At 62.0% G+C, this 18,634-nt stretch carries 17 protein-coding genes and 4 pseudogenes; 19 read left to right on the forward strand and 2 right to left on the reverse strand.

Features of this window, described 5'->3' with window-relative positions; genetic code table 11:
• The first annotated feature begins 13 nt into the window (after nt 1–13).
• The 7 genes and pseudogenes from I6F36_RS31560 to I6F36_RS31590 form a co-directional block, all read left to right on the forward strand.
• Nucleotides 14–1,577: pseudogene (locus tag I6F36_RS31560) on the forward strand (IS66 family transposase).
• Entirely contained in the window at nt 1,574–1,816 is a 243-nt protein-coding gene (locus I6F36_RS31565; RefSeq protein ID WP_225145019.1) for a hypothetical protein, read from the forward strand. Before I6F36_RS31560 ends, I6F36_RS31565 begins: the two are co-directional and overlap by 4 nt.
• Nucleotides 1,813–2,190: a UPF0149 family protein gene (locus I6F36_RS31570; protein ID WP_225145020.1), complete on the forward strand. Its 378-nt coding sequence runs from the start codon at nt 1,813–1,815 to the stop codon at nt 2,188–2,190. Before I6F36_RS31565 ends, I6F36_RS31570 begins: the two co-directional genes overlap by 4 nt.
• An 887-nt stretch (nt 2,191–3,077) precedes the next feature.
• Nucleotides 3,078–4,346, forward strand: a complete 1,269-nt coding sequence (locus tag I6F36_RS31575) for a KamA family radical SAM protein (protein WP_225145021.1) — start codon at nt 3,078–3,080, stop codon at nt 4,344–4,346.
• A gap of 95 nt (nt 4,347–4,441) precedes the next feature.
• Nucleotides 4,442–5,392 (forward strand): class I SAM-dependent methyltransferase, encoded by a 951-nt coding sequence (locus I6F36_RS31580; RefSeq protein ID WP_225145022.1) that lies wholly within the window; start codon nt 4,442–4,444, stop codon nt 5,390–5,392.
• Between the two features lie 256 nt (nt 5,393–5,648).
• Nucleotides 5,649–6,422, forward strand: coding sequence for an enoyl-CoA hydratase/isomerase family protein (locus I6F36_RS31585; protein WP_225145023.1), 774 nt, complete (start codon nt 5,649–5,651; stop codon nt 6,420–6,422).
• A 21-nt stretch (nt 6,423–6,443) separates the two neighbouring features.
• A pseudogene (locus I6F36_RS31590) lies at nt 6,444–6,536 on the forward strand (amino acid ABC transporter permease); the annotation flags it as partial.
• Nucleotides 6,537–6,883: 347 nt separating this feature from the next.
• On the opposite strand, the pseudogene I6F36_RS31595 reads toward I6F36_RS31590, so the two are convergent.
• Nucleotides 6,884–6,967: pseudogene (locus I6F36_RS31595) on the reverse strand (IclR family transcriptional regulator); the annotation flags it as partial.
• Nucleotides 6,968–6,980: 13 nt separating this feature from the next.
• On the opposite strand from I6F36_RS31595, the pseudogene I6F36_RS31600 reads away from it, so the two are divergent.
• From I6F36_RS31600 to I6F36_RS31655, 12 genes and pseudogenes are all read left to right on the forward strand, one after another.
• Nucleotides 6,981–7,133, forward strand: a pseudogene (locus tag I6F36_RS31600) (phosphonate C-P lyase system protein PhnL); the annotation flags it as partial.
• A gap of 509 nt (nt 7,134–7,642) precedes the next feature.
• The gene (gene trbB, locus I6F36_RS31605) at nt 7,643–8,641 is read left to right on the forward strand and encodes a P-type conjugative transfer ATPase TrbB (protein WP_225145024.1); all 999 of its coding nucleotides are present in this window, start codon (nt 7,643–7,645) and stop codon (nt 8,639–8,641) included.
• Nucleotides 8,638–8,979 (forward strand): TrbC/VirB2 family protein, encoded by a 342-nt coding sequence (locus tag I6F36_RS31610; RefSeq protein ID WP_109141606.1) that lies wholly within the window; start codon nt 8,638–8,640, stop codon nt 8,977–8,979. Before trbB ends, I6F36_RS31610 begins: the two co-directional genes overlap by 4 nt.
• Nucleotides 8,979–9,254, forward strand: a complete 276-nt coding sequence (locus I6F36_RS31615) for a VirB3 family type IV secretion system protein (protein ID WP_225130570.1) — start codon at nt 8,979–8,981, stop codon at nt 9,252–9,254. Before I6F36_RS31610 ends, I6F36_RS31615 begins: the two co-directional genes overlap by 1 nt.
• A 7-nt stretch (nt 9,255–9,261) precedes the next feature.
• A complete protein-coding gene (gene trbE / locus I6F36_RS31620; protein ID WP_225145025.1) occupies nt 9,262–11,700 on the forward strand; it encodes a conjugal transfer protein TrbE in 2,439 nt (812 codons plus the stop codon).
• A complete protein-coding gene (gene trbJ, locus I6F36_RS31625) occupies nt 11,697–12,455 on the forward strand; it encodes a P-type conjugative transfer protein TrbJ (RefSeq protein ID WP_225145026.1) in 759 nt (252 codons plus the stop codon). Before trbE ends, trbJ begins: the two co-directional genes overlap by 4 nt.
• A 10-nt stretch (nt 12,456–12,465) precedes the next feature.
• Nucleotides 12,466–12,786, forward strand: coding sequence for a putative entry exclusion protein TrbK-alt (gene trbK-alt / locus I6F36_RS31630; protein WP_225145027.1), 321 nt, complete (start codon nt 12,466–12,468; stop codon nt 12,784–12,786).
• Complete coding sequence (trbL, locus tag I6F36_RS31635; protein WP_225172859.1) at nt 12,783–14,135, forward strand: P-type conjugative transfer protein TrbL; 1,353 nt, start codon at nt 12,783–12,785, stop codon at nt 14,133–14,135. Before trbK-alt ends, trbL begins: the two co-directional genes overlap by 4 nt.
• Before the next feature lie 3 nt (nt 14,136–14,138).
• Nucleotides 14,139–14,828 carry a conjugal transfer protein TrbF gene (trbF, locus tag I6F36_RS31640; RefSeq protein WP_225172860.1) on the forward strand — a complete coding sequence of 230 codons (690 nt, stop codon included), beginning with the start codon at nt 14,139–14,141 and terminating at the stop codon, nt 14,826–14,828.
• Nucleotides 14,825–15,904 carry a P-type conjugative transfer protein TrbG gene (gene trbG / locus I6F36_RS31645; protein WP_225145052.1) on the forward strand — a complete coding sequence of 360 codons (1,080 nt, stop codon included), beginning with the start codon at nt 14,825–14,827 and terminating at the stop codon, nt 15,902–15,904. Before trbF ends, trbG begins: the two co-directional genes overlap by 4 nt.
• Complete coding sequence (locus tag I6F36_RS31650; protein WP_225145030.1) at nt 15,895–17,097, forward strand: TrbI/VirB10 family protein; 1,203 nt, start codon at nt 15,895–15,897, stop codon at nt 17,095–17,097. The genes trbG and I6F36_RS31650 overlap by 10 nt, the downstream gene beginning before the upstream one ends.
• Complete coding sequence (locus tag I6F36_RS31655) at nt 17,094–17,351, forward strand: DUF2274 domain-containing protein (protein ID WP_225129157.1); 258 nt, start codon at nt 17,094–17,096, stop codon at nt 17,349–17,351. Before I6F36_RS31650 ends, I6F36_RS31655 begins: the two co-directional genes overlap by 4 nt.
• On the opposite strand, the gene I6F36_RS31660 is transcribed toward I6F36_RS31655, so the two are convergent.
• Complete coding sequence (locus tag I6F36_RS31660) at nt 17,315–18,232, reverse strand: LysR family transcriptional regulator (RefSeq protein ID WP_225145031.1); 918 nt, start codon at nt 18,230–18,232, stop codon at nt 17,315–17,317. The two genes, I6F36_RS31655 and I6F36_RS31660, sit on opposite strands and share 37 nt — an antisense overlap.
• Between the last annotated feature and the right edge of the window lie 402 nt (nt 18,233–18,634).

An 18,634-nucleotide genomic window follows, 5' to 3' on the forward strand; every position in this document is an offset into this window, starting at 1 on the left:
GTATCGTCTGGTCATGGCGATTCGCCCCGACACTCTCCCGACCGATCCGGCAGCTCTGACCGAGATGGTGCTCGCGCTTGACGCTGAGAACGAGACGCTGCGCGTAGCAATGCAAACGTTCAAGGACATGATCTTCGGGAAGCGCTCGGAGCGGCTTGCCGCGCTCGTGGCCGAGCAGCTCGCGCTTGAGCTTGGCGATCTTGAGACCGACGTCACGCCGCCTGCAGCTGCCAACGACGATGCAGCTGCGGCAAAGCCGCCCGGCAAGCCACTGCGGAAGAAGGCGCGCCGCAACATCGGCGCGCTTCCAAAGCACCTGCCGCGCTGTGAGCATGTGCTGGAGCCGGAGGCGACCGCATGCCCGTGTTGCAAGGGCCAGCTTCACAAGATCGGCGAGGACGTCAGCGAGGTGCTGGACATCATCCCGGCGATCCTGCGGGTGCTGCGGACGGTCCGTCCCAAGTACGGCTGCCGCCGCTGCACCGATGGTGTGATCCAGGCGAAGGTGCTGCCGCGCCTGATCGAGAGCGGCATGGCTTCGACCGCACTCGTGAGCCACGTGGTAGTCTCGAAGTTCGCCTGGTATCTGCCGCTGTACCGACAGGTGCAAATTCTGGCCGGCCAGGGTGTCCATCTCGACCGGGCGACGCTTGCCGGCTGGGTGAAGCGTGCGGCCTGGTGGCTCAGGAGCCTCTATGCGCTTCAGCTGCGCACGATCCAGACCGCGCCGCGCCTGTTCTGCGACGAGACGCCGATGCCGGTGCTCGATCCCGGACGACATCGCCCGCGCATCTGCCAGTTCTGGGCGCATGCCATGGATGACCGGCCATGGGGCGGTCCCTCGCCGCCGGCGGTGGCCTACGTGTTCGCCGACGGCCGCGGCACGGCGGAGATCGCCAGACAGTTGATGGGCTTTTCCGGCATTCTGCAGGTCGACGGTTATGCCGCCTACAAAGCGCTCGCCCGCGATCATGGCGGCGCGATCCAACTCGCCTTTTGTGTCGCCCACGCCCGCCGCAAATTCGTCGAGGTGTATAAGAAGACCCAGTCGGCGTTCGCGCGCGAAGTGATCGAGCGCCTGCAGGCGGTCTATGCCATCGAAGCAGAGATCCGTGGCAGCAGCTGCCGAGCAGCGGCTGGCCACCCGCGGCACCAGGTCCGCTCCATTGATGGAGGCGCTCAGGACGCGCCTGACCGCAATGGTCGGCCAGCTCTTCTCCCAATCGAAGCTGGCGGAGGCCATCAACTACGCACTCAATCACTGGGACGGGTTGACGCTGTTTCTCCGCGACGGCCGTGTCGAAGTTGACAGCAACACAGTCGAGCGTTCCATGCGCCCGATTGCGATGGGAAGACGCAACTCATTGTTCAGCGGCAGCGAAGGCGGCGCCGAGAGCTGGGCGATCCTGGCGTCGCTCGTGAACACGGCAAAACTCCATGAGCTCGACCCGCAGGCCTACCTGACCGATGTGCTGGAGCGCATCGTGTCTGGGCGAACCAAGAGCCATCAGCTGCACGAGCTGCTCGCCTGGAACTGGAAGGCGGCGCGCCGGCACACACCGCAGGCGGCGGCATGAGCCCACGTCGCCATAAGGCAGCATCGTCGATGGCGTCAGCCGCGATGTCGCTTGCGGAGCTCGAGCGATGGCTCCAGGATCGCGTCGATCGCCATCCTGCCGCCACCAGCATTCCCATGCTCGACGGCTATACCGCCGCGATCGTGGCCGGACCGGTGTCGATGAGCCCGCTCGATTGGATCTGCCCGCTGCTCGCGATCGATGCCGACGCTTTCAACCATGGCGGCACGCCGGAGTGATCTCCGCCGTCGCGCTGCCCCACAACGACATCAGCAACACCCTCTCGACTGCCCCCGATCGGTTCGAGCCGATGCACCGGCGCGACCCCAGCGGCAACATCGATGCGCATCCCTGGTGCCAGGGTTTCTATGCTGCGATGCGGCTCAGACTGTCGGCGTGGGCGCCGTTGCTCGACGTCAACAACGTCAATCACGGCCTGCTGCTCCCCATCCTGCTGCATTGTCGCGACGATCAGGCCCGTCCGCTGCTCGGACCGCCACGAAGCGGTCGCAAAACCGAGGATTTCCTCCGTAACGCCTACCTCGATATCCCAGCCGTCGTCGAGGCGCTGCGCCAGCACTGGATGCCCATTCGCTACGCCCGCGACCGCTAATCATCGCGGACGTGGGAGCTCATACCGGTTACACAGCACGAATGGTTCGTCGCCGCTCGCCGTTGCCACTACGGCTACTATGGCCGCACAACTCTCCTTCGCTCAGCGGCTTCTACCGGGGAGTGCGTCGGACCTGGTTGCGTGGTGTGAGACGGCGCAGCCAGAAAAGCTGGCGCATGGCCGGCCGGAGTTCGACGCCTTGAGGACCGCGTTCGCCTGCCAACTCCACGCATTAATCGCACATGTGCGCAGGTGTGGATATGACGCGGGCTCCGCGGGAAGATCCGGAGTGCGGGAAAGCGGCCCGCCCGGATCTGTGAGGGCGAAGCCAACTGGCCGATCTACTCGTCTGTGATCTTATGCCAGCGCAAGAAACGTGCATTCTCCCTCTGGTCCTTCGCGCGCATCACACGTTCACGACGGAATTGGTCAAGCGACGCTAGAGCCGTCACATAAAATTTGGTGAGCTTTGCGCGAGACGTGTTTGGCGCGATCCGTTCAAGCCGTTTATGTTCCATACCCGACATAAAGGTGCAAGTCTTCGCTGGCGCAGCGAAACACGCCCCTGGTTCCTAGGGCAAGGCTCGCGCGATGTCTTTGGCACGCCGATTGCTGAGACAGCAGTAGAAGCGGAGTGTTCGTTCATGGACTGGCAATTGGCTGATGCAGGACTCGTGAACTTTCGTACAACGTTGAGGCAACGACCGGTACTTCAAGGCAAGCCCTTCCGACCTAATCGGACGGGTGGAGCATAAGGCTGAGTTTTCTGGGCTCGAGCCGTTGAGCAGCGGATCTTGAGGCCTCTTCACCTTACGACCGAGCTTAGCTGGTAGCAGGGCCTAGCTGTTGCTCGTGCGCGAGGCTGCTTCGGTCAGATGGCGGGTTCTATGAACGAAAAAGAGGGCGCTATGTCGAATACTATCAAATGCAAGGTCGGAAGGGGCACGCGTTTAGATGACAAGCGGACAACCGCGAGTACGCCGTCGCAATTTCACGGTATCGACCCTATCTCGATCCCAACCCTTGGCAGACGAGAACAATCAGCAGCCGCTCATCTGCCTGCACCACCCACCTACTCGGATCCGCGCCCCCACGCTGCGGTGATGAATTTCATCGAGGAAACGCGAGTCGTTAGCGAAAGCGAACTGCAAGCCAACAGCATAACGCGTTATCAGGTGACAAAGTTCTACCGTGAGCAGATCACCAACAGTGGCTACTATGACCAGCTGAAGTACATCGTGGAGCCCTCACTCAAGGAGTTCGACAGTCCTGGCCATCTGGATACCAGCGGTGAGCATGAAAACACGATTGTGCCCGGATTCCAGCATAAGTATGCCCAAACCGGGTTGTTGCTGGTAACGGATCGTTGCGCTTCATATTGCCGATATTGCCTTCGCAAACGCATCGTCGGCAAGGACTCCGATGAAATAGCGACTGATTTCGACCAAATTGCGCAATATATTGCCAGCCATCCCGAGATGACGAACGTGCTGCTATCGGGAGGCGATGCATTCATGCTCGGCACGGCCAAGCTGGACAAAATACTTGATCATCTGCTGCCAATTCCACATCTGACTTCGATTCGATTTGGCACGAAAGCATTAGCCTATCAACCCAAGCGATTCGAGGATCCTGCTCTACCGAGATTGTTCCAACGGATCCATGAAGCGGGTAAGGCCGCAGTGATTGTCACGCACTTCGATCACATCGGCGAAATATCTGTCGATGCGGAGCGGAACATTCGCTCCTTGCGTGCACAGGGTGTGCAGTTACTGAACCAAACGGTGCTTCTCGCAAAAGTCAATGATGATCCTGAGATCTTGGCTGCCACCTTCGCTAAGTGCCACCAAATGGGTGTTCGCCCCTATTATCTCTTTCAGGCCAGGCCGGTGAGGGGCGCGTCGCATTTTCAGGTTTCGCTACGCCGCGGAATCGAGATTGCACGCAAGATCAACCAACGTCTCAGCGGCATCCAAAAAACATTCAAATACGCCATGTCGCACTACACGGGAAAGATCGAGATCCTCGATCTTGGAGCCGATGGCCGATTGTATATGCGTTATCATCAAAGCAAGGCTCCAGAAAAGATCGGAACGATCTTTTCTCGGCTGCACCGTGAAGGCGCCTGTTGGTTAGACGAGTTGCCCGAAGGATGAGATTGAAGGGCGCGCCGGAATGCTGCGTGCTTAGCCAGTACTGTGGCGCTTCTATCGCTCTAGTCACCGGCGGTTGATCACCATGGAGAACTACGATGTTTTCAAATAGCCTAGATTTTCGCCTCGCCGAGTTGAAAAAGTTAAACCCAATCGCCTTTAAGGCCATCGAGCCCACAATAGTTGGAGAATCATCCGCCTTTACCAACCTGGCCAATCTCTCGCGCAATGAGTTTACGTCGGAAGGGCGTGGGTTGGACTACCTTGATAGCATCCAACTGTCGCTGCTGGCACGATCGGAGGGTGTGATGGATCTTCTGGATAAGATGCACCCCGATGGTCGCGACGGACTTTGTTCATCATTGATCATCTGCGATCTTCTCGCTGGCGACGGATACGTGAACAAGGTAGCCCAACAACTCTTGGGTACGGCGCGCTGCCCGACGTTCATCAATTCTGATATATCTCAGTTCATGGTCGACCGTTGCATCCGCGACGGCCTATTTGCGACGTGGCAAAGCGCGACCGATCCGTTCTGGATTAGAGACGCATCGGTGGATGGTGTGCTGATGGCTTACGGCACACATCACATCCCGCGTGCTCAGCGCGCCACCGCGGTCCAGGCGGCCGCGCGAATTCTCCGGCCCGGTGGTATCCTTGTTCTTCATGACTTCGAGGAGGGCTCCCCCACTGCCCGCTGGTTCGCTGACGTGGTGTCTCGTTATTCGGTGACACCGCATGACTATCCTCATTTTACCGCGGGCGAGGTGCTCGATTTGTTCGCCGTAGCGCAGTTCGATGAGGTAACGGTGCAGCGCATCACGGACCCGTTCGTCTTCCACGGAAGGGACGAGCAGAGCGTTCTCCAGTCGCTAGCCGAATACGTTGTAAAGATGTACGGGCTAGAGAAGCTTCGACCCCATACGCAGCGCGTACTCGCGCTTCTTGATGAGTGTTTCGGGCTCGTCGTGACACGAAACCCTCGCGGTGAGTTCGAAGCGCGCGTCTCGCGCAATGCCTTGGTTGGGAGGGGGCGACGTGTGGTCTGATCAGGGGCCTGCTTCTGCTTACCCTCCCATATCGCGTTGTCTGCATGTGAGCGCGAATTTGCGGCAACAGATGTCACGAATTTCAATACGATAGAGCAGTGAAGCGCGGTCTCTCGCATTCATCGAAAAATCGTCCGAGACGTTGAAAGTGGTGATCCGGATGCGCCCGCCAGGCGGATGAGTCGAGATGTACTAGCGTACGCGAGTGGAGTCTCAATCTGCGTCCCGAAAGATCTGCCTCTCCAGGAAATGAATCATGAGCATTGATTTTGAGCTGCGTAATAGCATTGCGATCATCACCATTAATCGCCCGACGCGCATGAATGCTCTCGATCGCTCGCACTATAGCGAACTATCATCGGCTTGGACGCAAGTTCGAGACGATCGCAATATTCGGGCCGCCATCATCACGGGAGCGGGTTGCAAGGCATTTTGCGCTGGTGCCGATCTGAAGGATGAAATCCCGAACCCCCCAGGCCCCGCCGAGATGTGGCGAACGCAGCGCGAACCACTACTCAACCGCGGGCTTGAAATCTGGAAGCCAGTTGTCGCGGCAGTTAATGGGTGGTGTCTTGGTGGTGGAATGACGTTGCTGCTTGCAACGGATATTCGTGTCGCTGCTGAACACGCGCAGTTTGGTGTACCCGAAGTGAAGCGAGGTATCATCGCGGGTAATGGAGGAACTCAACGCTTGCTTGCACAACTTCCTTATCCGATAGCGATGCAGATGTTACTCGCCGGGGATTCGATTGGTGCCGCGGTCGCCGAAAGATGGGGTTTGGTGAATTTAGTCGTGCCTGCGGATCAGGTGTTTCAAAAAGCCTGGGAGCAAGCCGAACGCTTGGCCCGTAACCCACCCTTGGCAGTGCAAGCATCTAAAGAGTTGTCACTCAGGGGGCGGGATGTCGATTTGGCAACCGGACTCAGGTTAGAACAAATGTTCAACCGTTTCCTCATGACGACAGCTGACGCAGCGGAAGGAGCACGCGCGTTTGTTGAAAAGAGAGAAGCGACGTTCATAGGCTCATAATCGAAGCCGAACCAACTTACTCTCGGCTTGCGGCGGCTGGGCATTGTGATGGATGCAGTCCCATCGGGCATACCGGCACTTTCACCCTGTGTTGATGCATACATGGCAGAAATTTTGGGTCCGGCCTTGCGAAATCGGCCGCGGTCAATGGGAGGTGTCCCGATGGGAACATGTTCATTGGCATGCTGGGGACAGCTTGCTCGTCTCGGTCCTCGGCGTGTGGGAGTTGTGTTCCTTGTTTGTACAATTTGCCAGCCTACCCTCCAGCACAAGAATTTTCCAGAATGGGCAGCTTGCCGGCAGACTCACAACCTACGGAAACTCATTGCCCTTTTCTACCTCATTCCAAACCGAATTCCCTTGACGTCAGCCTTCGGAGGACAACGGTCACGTCATGAGGAGGCGCCTAGAGTCTTTGTCCTCAAGTTTCGTCGAGCGTTGATCAAGCTCCGCTAAGCTGAGCTGACTCGCGCCACGGGCTCCAATACGCCAAGGCAGGCTATCAGCTCTCGCCCCGGAGAAACGATGGGAACGGCGCAGTCCACCCGCTCTCTCGGGTATCCGATTCTACTGCTGGACGAGCCTACGGAATCCCTTGACGCTGCGAACAGCGCGACTGTGGTGGACCTAATCAGTGAAGCGAAGGACGGGGGAGCTGCTATCGTCGGGATTTTCCACGACGAGGAAGTCCGGGAAACCGTTTCAGATTGACTATTCGAGGTAGGCAGAATGAGCTCTATGCCTAGGCCTAGCTAGGCCTAGCGCTCCATCGGGAGCAGTCACCTAATGTTACTCGCGACAACGCTTCGGCCGCGCCTGCGGTGTTTCGGGATCTACGGGGGACGCTCGCCGCGTCGCAGCATCGAAGGTCGCACGAGATTGGCATCACCGGCCCTCAGGGTCTGGAGCGAGCGGTCGTCGAGACCACGGCGCAGCCCAAGGCCGTTGCGGATCCCTACCTATCGATAGGGCTAGACCTTTCGCGGTCTCGACCACCGAAATTCGGTCAGATGCTTGGTGTCCGTCGTCGGCTGCGATTCCAACAAGGGTGTTAGTGCGACCTGCCACCGGGTCTAGCCCTCTCTAAAGCAAGTATTTTTTCGCCGCTCCACGCCTGCTCCCTACGACAGCTGAATACTTGTTGAACTAACCCATTTCCTGCCTTTTCTATCCATCCCCGTTGCTGATCGCTTGCCGCGGTTGGCTTTCGGGGGACGGTCGTGGCGGGCACACCAATCAATTCGGCAGCGTTCTCGCGTGGCGCACGCATGCTGCGCACCGCGCTTGGCCCTGCGATCGCGACATTCCTCGAAGACCCGGCGATCGTCGAGGTAATGCTCAACCCCGATGGACGGCTTTGGATCGACCGGCTGTCCGGCGGGCTGGAGGATAGCGGCCGGACGATGTCCGCCGCCGACGGCGAGCGGATCGTGCGCTTGGTCGCGCACCATGTCGGCGCTGAGGTGCATGCCGAGAGGCCGCGCGTGTCGGCCGAGCTTCCCGAGACGGGGGAGAGGTTCGAGGGACTCCTGCCGCCCGTCGTTGCGGCGCCGGCCTTTGCGATCCGCAAGCCCGCCGTCGCTGTCTTCACGTTGGACGACTATGCGGCTGCCGGCATCATGACGGCGGGACAAGCGGGCGTGCTCCGCGAAGCCGTCGCCGCCCGCAAGAACATCCTGGTCGCTGGCGGCACCTCGACCGGCAAGACAACGCTGACGAACGCGCTGCTGGCCGAGATCGCCGGGACCACCGATCGCGTGGTCCTGATCGAGGATACGCGTGAGCTGCAATGCCGCGCCCCAAATCTGGTTGCGCTGCGCACGAAGGACGGTGTCGCGTCGCTGTCCGATCTCGTTCGCTCCTCCTTGCGTCTGCGCCCCGACCGCATTCCGGTCGGCGAGGTCCGAGGCAGCGAGGCCCTGGAGCTCCTCAAAGCCTGGGGCACGGGTCACCCCGGTGGAGTCGGAACGATACACGCCGGCACGGCGCTGGGCGCGCTTCGCCGCCTCGAGCAGCTCATCCAGGAAGCCGTCCTTACCGTTCCCAAGGCGCTGATCGCCGAGACGATCGATCTCGTCGCGGTGCTGCGCGGCCGTGGCAGCGAACGCCGCCTCGCCGAACTCGCCCTCGTCGCCGGTCTTGATCCCGCCACTGGCGATTACCGCGTCCAATCGGCCGGAGCGGGCGGCCAATCCTCGCTTCCCAAGGACCCATCATGATTCAGTTCCCTCCCGCGATCCGTGACGTTCGCCGCCGCTTCACCGAGCTCGCGGCAATTGCCTTCATCTCCATCGCTTTTGCCCCCGCGGCTTACGCCTCCGGCTCCTCGATGCCGTGGGAGACGCCGCTCAATCAGATACTGGAGTCGGTGCAAGGTCCGGTCGCCAAGATCATGTCGGTCATCATCATCACCGTGACCGGCCTGACGCTCGCCTTCGGCGATACCTCCGGCGGCTTCCGCCGGCTGATCCAGATCGTCTTCGGCCTATCGATCGCCTTCGCCGCGTCGAGCTTTTTCCTGACCTTTTTCAGCTTCTCCGGCGGAGCCTTGGTGTAATGGCCGCGATCGTCGATCCGGAGGTGCCAGGCTTCTTCGCGCCGGTCCATCGCGCGCTCACCGACCCGATCCTGATGGGCGGTGCGCCCCGGACGGTTGCGATCGCCAACGGCACGTTGGCGGCCGCAATCGCGCTCGGCCTCCACCTCTGGATTCCCGGAGCGCTGATTTGGGCTGCGGGTCATGCCGCAGCCGTCTGGGCGGCCAAGCGCGACCCGCAGTTCGTGGACGTCGTTCGACGCCACCTCCGCTATCCATCCTATCTCGGCGCGTGAGGCCTCCATGCTGAATCTTGCCGAATATCGCAACCGGCCTCACAGTCTCGCCGACTTCTTGCCCTGGGCAGCTCTGGTCGAGAAAGGCGTCGTCCTCAACAAGGACGGCGCGTTCCAACGCACGGCCCGCTTCCGCGGTCCGGATCTCGACAGCGCGACGCCTGCCGAACTCGTCGGCGTGACGGCCCGACTCAACAACGCGCTGCGTCGTCTCGGCTCGGGCTGGGCGATCTTCGTCGAGGCCCAGCGCATCAGTGCCCAGACTTATCCGCACAACACCTTTCCCGACGCCGCATCAGCGTTGGTTGACCTGGAGCGGCGGGACGCTTTCGAGGAGGCTGGAGCCCATTTCGAGAGCCGATATTTCCTGACCTTCGTCTGGCTCCCGCCGGCTGAGGACGCCTCGCGCATCGAGGGCTGGCTCTATGAGGGCCGCGCGCAGGGCGGCGTCGATCCTCATGAGCTGCTGCGCGGCTTCGTCGATCGGACCAACCGCGTCCTGCAACTGGTCGAAGGGTTCATGCCCGAAGTGGCATGGCTGGATGACAGCGAGACGCTGACCTACCTGCATTCGACCATCTCCACCCGGCAACAGCGGGTCCGCGTTCCCGAGTCGCCGATGCATCTCGACGCGCTGCTCGCGGACGAGCCGCTCGCCGGCGGTCTCGAGCCGCGCCTCGGCAGCCACCACCTTCGCACGCTCACCGTGGTCGGCTTTCCGACCGCGACTCATCCCGGAATCCTGGACGAGCTCAACCGGCTTGCCTTCCCGTACCGTTGGTCGACGCGCGCGATCCTCCTCGACAAGACCGAGGCGGTGAAGCTGCTGACCAGGATCCGCCGGCAGTGGTTCGCCAAGCGGAAGTCAATCGCTGCCATCGTCAAGGAGGTGATGACGAATGAGGCCTCGACACTGGTCGATAGCGATGCGGCGAACAAGGCCGCCGATGCCGACCTCGCTTTGCAGGAACTCGGCACTGACAACGTCGGCCAGGCCTATATTACCGCGACCGTCACCGTCTGGGACGAGGACCCCGGCCTCGCTGCTGAGAAGCTTCGCCTGGTCGATAAGGTGATCCAGGGCCGCGACTTCACCTGCATGGCGGAAGGGGTGAACGCGCTCGAAGCCTGGCTCGGCTCTCTTCCGGGGCACGCCTACGCCAACGTCCGTCAGCCTCCGCTCTCGACATTGAACCTCGCCCACATGATCCCGCTTTCGGCGGTCTGGGCCGGGCCGGACCGCGATGAGCATTTCCGCAGCTCGCCACTTTTCTTCGGCAAGACGGAGGGCTCGACGCCGTTTCGCTTTTCGCTGCATGTCGGCGACGTCGGGCACACCCTGATCGTCGGTCCCACCGGCGCCGGCAAGTCCGTGCTGCTGGCGCTGATGGCGATCCAGTTCCGCCGCTACCGGAAGAGCCAGATCTTCGCCTTTGATTTCGGCGGCTCGATCCGCACGGCGGCGCTTGCCATGGGCGGCGACTGGCACGACCTCGGCGGCAGTCTGTCGAACAGCGCTGAAGACTCAGTGTCTCTTCAACCGCTCGCGCGTGTCGGCGATGCGGCGGAGCGCGCCTGGGCGGCAGAATGGGTGACCGCGATCCTCGCCAAGGAAGGCGTCACCATCGATCCGACCGTGAAGGAGCACGTCTGGTCGGCGTTGACCTCGCTGGCGTCCTCGCCGGTCGAGGAACGCACGATCACTGGCCTGACGGTTCTGTTGCAATCGACCGCGCTCAAGCAGGCACTGCAACCTTATTGCGTCGGCGGCTCCTCCGGCCGCCTGCTCGACGCGGAGGCAGAGCAGCTCGGACTTGCGTCGGTGCAGGCGTTCGAGACCGAGGGCTTGATCGGCGCTGGTGCTGCGCCCGCCGTCCTCACCTACCTCTTCCATCGCATCGAGGGACGGCTCGACGGCCGGCCGACCCTCCTCATCATCGACGAGGGGTGGCTCGTCCTCGACGATCCGGCCTTCGCGCAACAGCTCAGGGAATGGCTGAAGACGCTCCGGAAGAAGAACGCCTCCGTCGTCTTCGCAACCCAATCGCTTTCCGACATCGACGGCAGCAACATCGCACCCGCAATCGTCGAGAGCTGCCCGACGCGGATCTTCTTGCCGAACGAGCGCGCGATCGAACCTCAGATCACCTCCATCTACCAGCGGTTCGGCCTAAACGATCGCCAGATCGAGATCATCGCGCGCGCGACGCCGAAGCGGGACTATTACTGCCAATCCCGCCGCGGCAACCGGCTCTTTGAGCTCGGCCTTGGGCCGGTCGCGCTCGCCTTCTGCGCTGCGTCCTCCAAGGCCGACCATGCCGCCATTGAACGGCTGCTCGCTGAGCACGGCCGCGACGACTTCACGGCCGCCTGGCTCGCGGATCACGAGCTGCTCTGGGCCGCCGACCTCATCCCTGACCTGACAAATCTGGAGGTGCAATCATGACCGTCCGCAAGACGCGGCGCGCACGCTTGGTCGCCGCGACCACTCTCTCGCTCGCCCTATGGATCTCGCCGCTTTTAACGGTGCCGGCCTCTGCGCAGTGGATCGTCTACGACCCCAGCAACTTCAGCCAGAACGTGCTGACTGCGGCGCGCGAGCTGCAGCAGATCAATAATCAGATCCAGATGCTGACCAATCAGGCCCAGAGCCTGGTGAACCAAGGAAAGAACCTCGCCAATCTGCCGATGTCGACGCTGACTCAGCTTCAGGCGTCGATTGCCCAGACCCAGTCGCTGCTGAGCCAGGCCCAGAACATCGCCTTCAACGTCGAGCGGATCCAGACGACGTATTCCAGCACGTACGGCACGGCGGCGGCAACGGGTTCCAATGCGACAATGTTTGCTGCGGCTCAACGTCGTTGGCAGAACTCGGTCGGCGCTTTCGAGGATTCGTTGAAGGTGCAGGCCGGCGTCGTCGGCAATATCTCGACCAACTCCAGCGCAATGAGCTCGCTGGTGACCGCCAGTCAGTCGGCAAGTGGCGCGCTGCAGGCCGCTCAAGCCGGCAATCAGCTTCTCGCCCTGCAATCCCAGCAGCTTTCCGACCTTGTCGCGGTCCTCGCTGCAAAGGGGAGGGCAGACGCGCTCGAGCAGGCGCGCGTCGCGGCGAGCGAATCGCAAGGCCAGCAACAATACAAGATCTTCTCGACGCGTAGCGGCTATCAGCCCGGCAACGTCACCATGTTCAGCGGCAACTGAGGCTTGGGTCATGGAGCGCTCGGATATCCTTCGCGCAGGCGCGATGATCGTCGTGTTCGTGATTTTCCTCGCAGCGCTGCATGTCATCCATCGGCGTCCGGCCGAGCGCCCGGCATCCGACGTCCCCTCTGTCTCCGCTCCCGATGACCTTTCGGCCGAGCTGCTCCGCTGCGCTGAGCTTGGACCCCAGGATGCCGAAGATCCGCACTGCCAGGCGGTTTGGAAGGAGAACCGCGCGCGCTTCTTCGGCAGGCCGGCGCGGCCACTTCTGCCGCAGGCCGCGCCGGCCACACTGCCGATGACGAGCGCTCCGCAGGGAGGGAGGTCATGAACAACGTCGGCGTTATCGACACCTTCCTCAATACGTTCACGACCTACATTGATTCGGGTTTCGGCCTGATCAAGGGCGAAGTCACGTATCTGTCGTCGACATTGATCGTCATCGACATCACGCTCGCCGGCCTGTTCTGGGCCTGGGGCGCAGATGAGGACATCCTCCAACGGCTGGTGAAGAAGACCCTCTACATCGGCTTCTTCGCCTTCATCATCACCAACTTCACCAAGCTCTCATCCATCATCTTCAATAGCTTCGCAGGCCTCGGCCTGAAGGCCGGCGGCTCGTCGATCTCGACCGCGGATTTCCTTCGTCCCGGCAGGCTCGCACAGGTTGGGCTCGACGCTGGGCAGCCCCTGCTGGACGCAGCAAGCCAGATGATGGGCTTCACCAGCTTCTTTGCGAACTTCGTCCAGATTGCCGTGCTGATGGTGTCCTGGCTCTTGGTGCTGATCGCCTTTTTCATTCTGGCTGTGCAGCTGTTCGTCACGCTGATCGAGTTTAAGCTGACGACGCTTGCCGGCTTCATCCTCATTCCCTTTGCGCTCTTCAACAAGACCGCCTTTCTCGCGGAGAAGGTGCTGGGTAACGTCGTTGCCTCCGGCGTGAAGGTCATGGTGCTCGCCGTGATCGTCGGCATCGGCACTGGGCTCTTCTCTCAATTCACCACAGCCTATGCCGGCGGCCAGCCGACCATCGAGCAGGCGCTCTCAGTCGTGCTGGCAGCGCTCGCCATGCTCGGCCTCGGCATCTTCGGTCCCGGCATCGCCAGCGGTCTTGTCTCGGGGGCGCCGCAGCTTGGCGCGGGCGCTGCCGTCGGCACCGGTCTCGCCGTCGCCGGTACGGCGATGGTCGGCGGCGCGGCGTTCGGTTTGGCCGGAAGGGGAGCGATGGCAGCGAGCTCCGGTGCTGCGGCCGCCGCACGTGGTGGTGCGGCGATGGCCGGCGGCATGTCCACGGCCTACAGCATCGCATCGGTCGGCAGGTCTGGCGCCGGCGGCGTCGCGGCCGGTCTCAGTGGCGCAGGTCGTGCGGCGGCTAGTCACGGGACAGTTCCCGTCAGACGCGCCGCTTCGCAAGCGGCGGGGGCAATGAGGGAGAGCTTCGCCTCCGGTGCCCGTGCCGGCGTCGTCAACACGGGTGGCACCTCGACCATGGGAACCATCGGGAGTGGCGAGGCCGCAAATGATGGGGCCGCGTCTCAAGCAGCGAGCCCGCCCGCCTGGGCCCGGCGCGTCAAGCGCAATCAGGCCGTCATTCACGGCGCGCAGACGGCCGCGCAAGCCCTCAAATCAGGCGACAGCCACGGTGGCGGTCACTCCGTCGACCTCTCGGGAGGAGAATAATTGATGTCAGTCTTTCGGCGAACGTCGGTGCGCTACGGCCGTACACCCGAACCCGAAACGCCCTATCAGCGCGCTGCGCAAGTTTGGGACGAACGCATCGGCTCCGCCCGCGTGCAGGCCAGGAACTGGCGGCTGATGGCTTTCGGTTCGTTGATCCTCGCTTCCGGCCTCGCCGGGGGGCTCGTCTGGCAATCCACGCATGGCACCGTCGTGCCCTGGGTGGTGCAGGTCGACAAGCTCGGCGAGGCGCAAGCCGTGGCGCCCGCCGTCGCCGACTACAGGCCGAACGACCCGCAGATTGCCTGGTATCTCGCCCATTTCATCCAGATCGTCCGCTCGCTTCCGGCCGACCCGATCATCGTGCGGCACAACTGGCTGCAGGCTTATGATTTCACGACGACGGCGGGCGCGGCGGCGTTGAACGACTACGCCCGCGCCAATGACCCCTTCGCCAATCTCGGCAAGCAGCAGGTCGCGATCGACGTCTCCAGCGTCATCCGCGCCTCGCCCGACAGTTTTCGCGTGGCCTGGGTCGAGCACCGCTATCAAGACGGGGCGCTCGCTGGCACCACACGTTGGACCGCGATCCTCACCATCGCGATTCAGCCGCCTACCGACGCCGATCGGCTTCGCAAGAATCCACTCGGGATCTACGTCAACGCCATCAACTGGTCAAAGGAGCTGGGACAATGACCCCGCCGATTTTCTCAAGAGCCGGCGGTCCGGCTTTACGTTTCTCCATCGTTCACCAAGGCCGGAAAGGCAGCGATACATGCTTCAGTAAACCCGCACTTGCGGCTTTACTCATATCCGCCTCGACGCTCGGTGGCTGCGCGCACAATTTCATCCCGCCCGACATCAACTACGATAGCGCGGAGCCGGCGACGCTCACCGCTGATCCGCCGCGGCCCGTCCAGATCGTGGAGTTGCCAAAACCGCTGCCGCTGCCAGGGCAGTTGAAACCGCTCGCCGCCGGCAAGCGCACCCCCGAAGCCGCCGATCCGAAGGTTCGCGTCAAACAGGCCAACGCCGCGGCACGGGTGCAGCCGGTTCGCAACGGATTCATCAACGCGGTACAGGTCTATCCTTTCTCGGGCGGAGCCCTCTACCAGGTCTATACCGCGCCAGGTCAGATCACCGATGTCGCCCTCCAGGAAGGCGAGCAACTCGTCGGTTCCGGTCCGGTCGCCGCCGGTGACACTGTGCGCTGGATCATCGGTGATACCGAGAGCGGCGCGGGCGCGACCAGGAAGATCCACATCCTGGTCAAGCCGACGCGGCCGGAATTGGTCACCAACCTCGTCATCAACACCGACCGGCGGACCTATCTCCTCGAGCTGCGCTCGACGGAGAAGACCTACATGGCTTCGGTCTCCTGGCAGTATCCCGAGGATCAACTCATTGCGCTTCGGCGGCAGAATGCGGCCGCTGAAACCGCAGCCCCCATCGCGGCTGGCGTCGATCTCGCCGCGATCAACTTCCGCTACGCGATCGAGGGCGATGATCCGGCCTGGCGTCCGCTGCGCGCCTTTGACGACGGGAATAAGGTCTACATCGAGTTCCCCAGCGGGATCGTCCAGGGCGAAATGCCGCCGCTGTTCGTCATCGGTCCGGCCGGCGGGTCCGAACTGGTGAACTACCGCGTCAACCGCAACTACTACATCGTGGACCGCCTGTTCGCTGCCGCCGAATTGCGTCTTGGCGACAAGGACAGCGAGCGGCGCGTGCGCATCGTCCGCACCGACGGAAGGCCGCGCTCATGGCGATAGGCAGCGAAGACGAACATCAGAGCGACATCCCGCCCGTCGCGCCGCCGCACCTTCGGCTCCGAGGCGTGCGGCCGCGTGTCACACGGCTCTCGCGCAAGGTGCTTGTCGGCCTCGGCGCGGTGTCGGCCCTCGCCGTCGCGGGCGCGCTCGGCTACGCGCTCAAGACCGGCAACAAGCCGCAGACCGGCCAAGAGCTGCTCAGCACCCAGAACAGGCCTTCGGTCGAGAGCCTCGCTGCCTTGCCGAAGGACTACACCGGTCTGCCGCGTCAAGCGCCGCCGCTCGGGCCGCCGCTGCCCGGCGATCTCGGCAAGCCGATCCTCAACGCCGGCACCGCTCCGAACACCATGGCAGCAACGTCTGATCCGGAGACGCAGCGCAGGGGCCAGGAAATCGAGGCGGCACGGGTCAGTCGTCTCTTCGCCCAGACTGCTCAGCAACCGCAGAGCGCCGGCCAACTCATCCCGACCGCCGCCACCGGCGCCGTGACGACCCCGGCCGCGACACCGCCCGTCGATGCCGGCTCCGCCCAGAACATGCAAGACCGCAAGACGGCCTTCCTCAATGCGGCGACGGACAAGCGCACGGTCAGTCCGGATCGGCTCGAGGCCAAAGTCTCTCCTTATGTCGTGCAGGCCGGCACTGTGATCCCGGCTGCGCTCATCACGGGCATTCGGTCCGATCTGCCTGGCCAAGTCACGGCTCAAATCACGGAGGCGGTCTGGGATAGCCCGTCCGGAAAATATCTTCTCATCCCTCAGGGCGCGAAACTGATAGGTCAGTACGATAGTTCCGTCGCGTTCGGCCAGTCCCGCATACTCCTGGTCTGGACTCGCATCATCATGCCGGACGGCAACTCGATCGTGCTGGAGCGCCAGCCCGGCGCCGACACCGCTGGTTATGCCGGTCTCGAGGACGAGGTCGACAACCACTGGGGCATGCTGTTCAAGGCCGCCGTTCTCTCGACCATGCTCAGCGTCGGAGCCGAGGCGGGCACGAGCCAGAATGAGAACAACCTCGTTCAAGCAATCCGTAGCGGCGCGTCCAACAGCATCAGTCAGACCGGACAACAGATCGTGCAACGTCAGCTCAACATCCAGCCGACGCTGACTATTAGGCCGGGTTTCCCGGTCCGGGTCATCGTTACGCGGGATTTAGTGTTGGCTCCATACGGAAAGGGAGGGGCGCCATGACGAAGCTCAAGCTTGGACCGCTTGAAGACGACAAGCCGGTAAAGCTCACGATCGAGTTGCCGGCGGCGGTTTTCAGGGATCTCAAAAGCTACGCCGAGATTTTAACACGTAGCGGAGGCACTACGACGCCGAACGAACCTGCCAAATTGATCGCGCCGATGATCGAACGTTTCATGGCAACCGACCGCGCTTTTGCGAAGGCCCGGCGAAATTCTGCTCAGCCCGCACCAACAGCAGCGGAAAGATCCGGGTAGCGCTCGCGAAGGAGGTCCAGAAACGGACGTACTAATGGATTGCCGTTGGACTGCCGCCAATAGACGCGGAAGCTCAGCCGCGTCGGCCCCTCCGCATCATGCACCTCCCGGAAGATGACACCGGGATAAGTCGCGCCAGTCGCACTTTCCAGGGCGAGGAGAATACCGAAGTCCATGCCCACCATGGAGAGAAGCCGGTCGAGCCCCACGTCATGGCGAAGCAGCTTGCAAGGATCGGAAGATCCTAATTTGCTGATGAGAAGCTTGAGGAGTTCCGGTCCGGGGCCACGCTGTGACATCAAAAGCGGTTCGCGCCGCAGTTCGCCCCATTGAACTACGTCATGACTTGCCAGACGATGTTTCGCAGGGAGGGCAGCAACAACACGTTCGCTCCAGAGCACCAATGACTTGCCGCTCCAAGTCGGGTTGGGATCCGCCACGACAGCGACATCGATGGCTGAGCTGGCGAGGTCCGAAATCAGATGCTCGCTCGCTCCGTCGACAAACTGTCTATCGACATCGGGAAAGCGGTGCCTGTGCTCGAGGAGAGTGGCTCGGAGATTGCCGGCTGACAGGGAGGTATGGATCCCGATGGTCAACCGACCGCTCTCGCGACGCGAGCGGGTCTTGAGGCGAGCGGCCATTGCTTCAGATTCGCCTACGATGCGCCGGGCATCCTCGAGAAATTCTCGACCTTCCATCGTTGGTCGCGTGCCTCCGTTGGTGCGCTCGAATAGTTTGCTGCCCAACGTGTGTTCGAGACTTCGTAGGCAGCGACTGAGCGTCGACTGCTTGATTCTAAGCGTCTCTGCCGCTTGACGGATGCTTCGATGCTGGGACGCAGCGATCGCCCAGCGTAGATCTCGAAATTCCACAGCCACGCTCGAAGCCCTATGGTGAGTTGTGGGACCAAGTGTTTTCTTGCCCCTCCATTGTGTTGCGTCAGCTCCTACGACTTCGGCCGGAATACGTATTTCAACACCGAGGTTATTTCAAACGTTAGGATGTGTGATGGAAAAGACAACTACAGGCTACTCACCGTCTGATGAATTCGGTTCTCTCTCTCTCTTCCGTTTTTGCGTCGTTGGGTCAGAGGACAATCAACCAGCACAGTGAGCAGGTGGCTGAAGGACGCGATCCGCGGCTTTCATTCGTACCCTCGGCAGATCTTGGGCCGATCAGCAAGGGCCCGTTTATCGCCCGGTCGATCGTTCCGGCAACGTTCGGCATGGGGACTGGGTGATAAGCGATACTAACCGGAGGGCCTCGATCCTGCGGCGAAT

It is taken from the genome of Bradyrhizobium sp. BRP19 (genome assembly GCF_020194195.1).
GTDB classification, from domain to species: Bacteria; Pseudomonadota; Alphaproteobacteria; order Rhizobiales; family Xanthobacteraceae; genus Bradyrhizobium; species Bradyrhizobium yuanmingense.

What these genes read in the sequence shown, in the direction of transcription:
- I6F36_RS31565 (WP_225145019.1), top strand. Translation starts at nt 1,574, where the DNA reads ATGAGCCCACGTCGCCATAAGGCAGCATCGTCGATGGCGTCAGCCGCG.
- I6F36_RS31575 (WP_225145021.1), top strand. Translation starts at nt 3,078, where the DNA reads ATGAACGAAAAAGAGGGCGCTATGTCGAATACTATCAAATGCAAGGTC.
- I6F36_RS31580 (WP_225145022.1), top strand. Translation starts at nt 4,442, where the DNA reads ATGTTTTCAAATAGCCTAGATTTTCGCCTCGCCGAGTTGAAAAAGTTA.
- I6F36_RS31585 (WP_225145023.1), top strand. Translation starts at nt 5,649, where the DNA reads ATGAGCATTGATTTTGAGCTGCGTAATAGCATTGCGATCATCACCATT.
- I6F36_RS31610 (WP_109141606.1), top strand. Translation starts at nt 8,638, where the DNA reads ATGATTCAGTTCCCTCCCGCGATCCGTGACGTTCGCCGCCGCTTCACC.
- I6F36_RS31615 (WP_225130570.1), top strand. Translation starts at nt 8,979, where the DNA reads ATGGCCGCGATCGTCGATCCGGAGGTGCCAGGCTTCTTCGCGCCGGTC.
- trbE (WP_225145025.1), top strand. Translation starts at nt 9,262, where the DNA reads ATGCTGAATCTTGCCGAATATCGCAACCGGCCTCACAGTCTCGCCGAC.
- trbJ (WP_225145026.1), top strand. Translation starts at nt 11,697, where the DNA reads ATGACCGTCCGCAAGACGCGGCGCGCACGCTTGGTCGCCGCGACCACT.
- trbK-alt (WP_225145027.1), top strand. Translation starts at nt 12,466, where the DNA reads ATGGAGCGCTCGGATATCCTTCGCGCAGGCGCGATGATCGTCGTGTTC.
- trbL (WP_225172859.1), top strand. Translation starts at nt 12,783, where the DNA reads ATGAACAACGTCGGCGTTATCGACACCTTCCTCAATACGTTCACGACC.
- trbF (WP_225172860.1), top strand. Translation starts at nt 14,139, where the DNA reads ATGTCAGTCTTTCGGCGAACGTCGGTGCGCTACGGCCGTACACCCGAA.
- trbG (WP_225145052.1), top strand. Translation starts at nt 14,825, where the DNA reads ATGACCCCGCCGATTTTCTCAAGAGCCGGCGGTCCGGCTTTACGTTTC.
- I6F36_RS31650 (WP_225145030.1), top strand. Translation starts at nt 15,895, where the DNA reads ATGGCGATAGGCAGCGAAGACGAACATCAGAGCGACATCCCGCCCGTC.
- I6F36_RS31655 (WP_225129157.1), top strand. Translation starts at nt 17,094, where the DNA reads ATGACGAAGCTCAAGCTTGGACCGCTTGAAGACGACAAGCCGGTAAAG.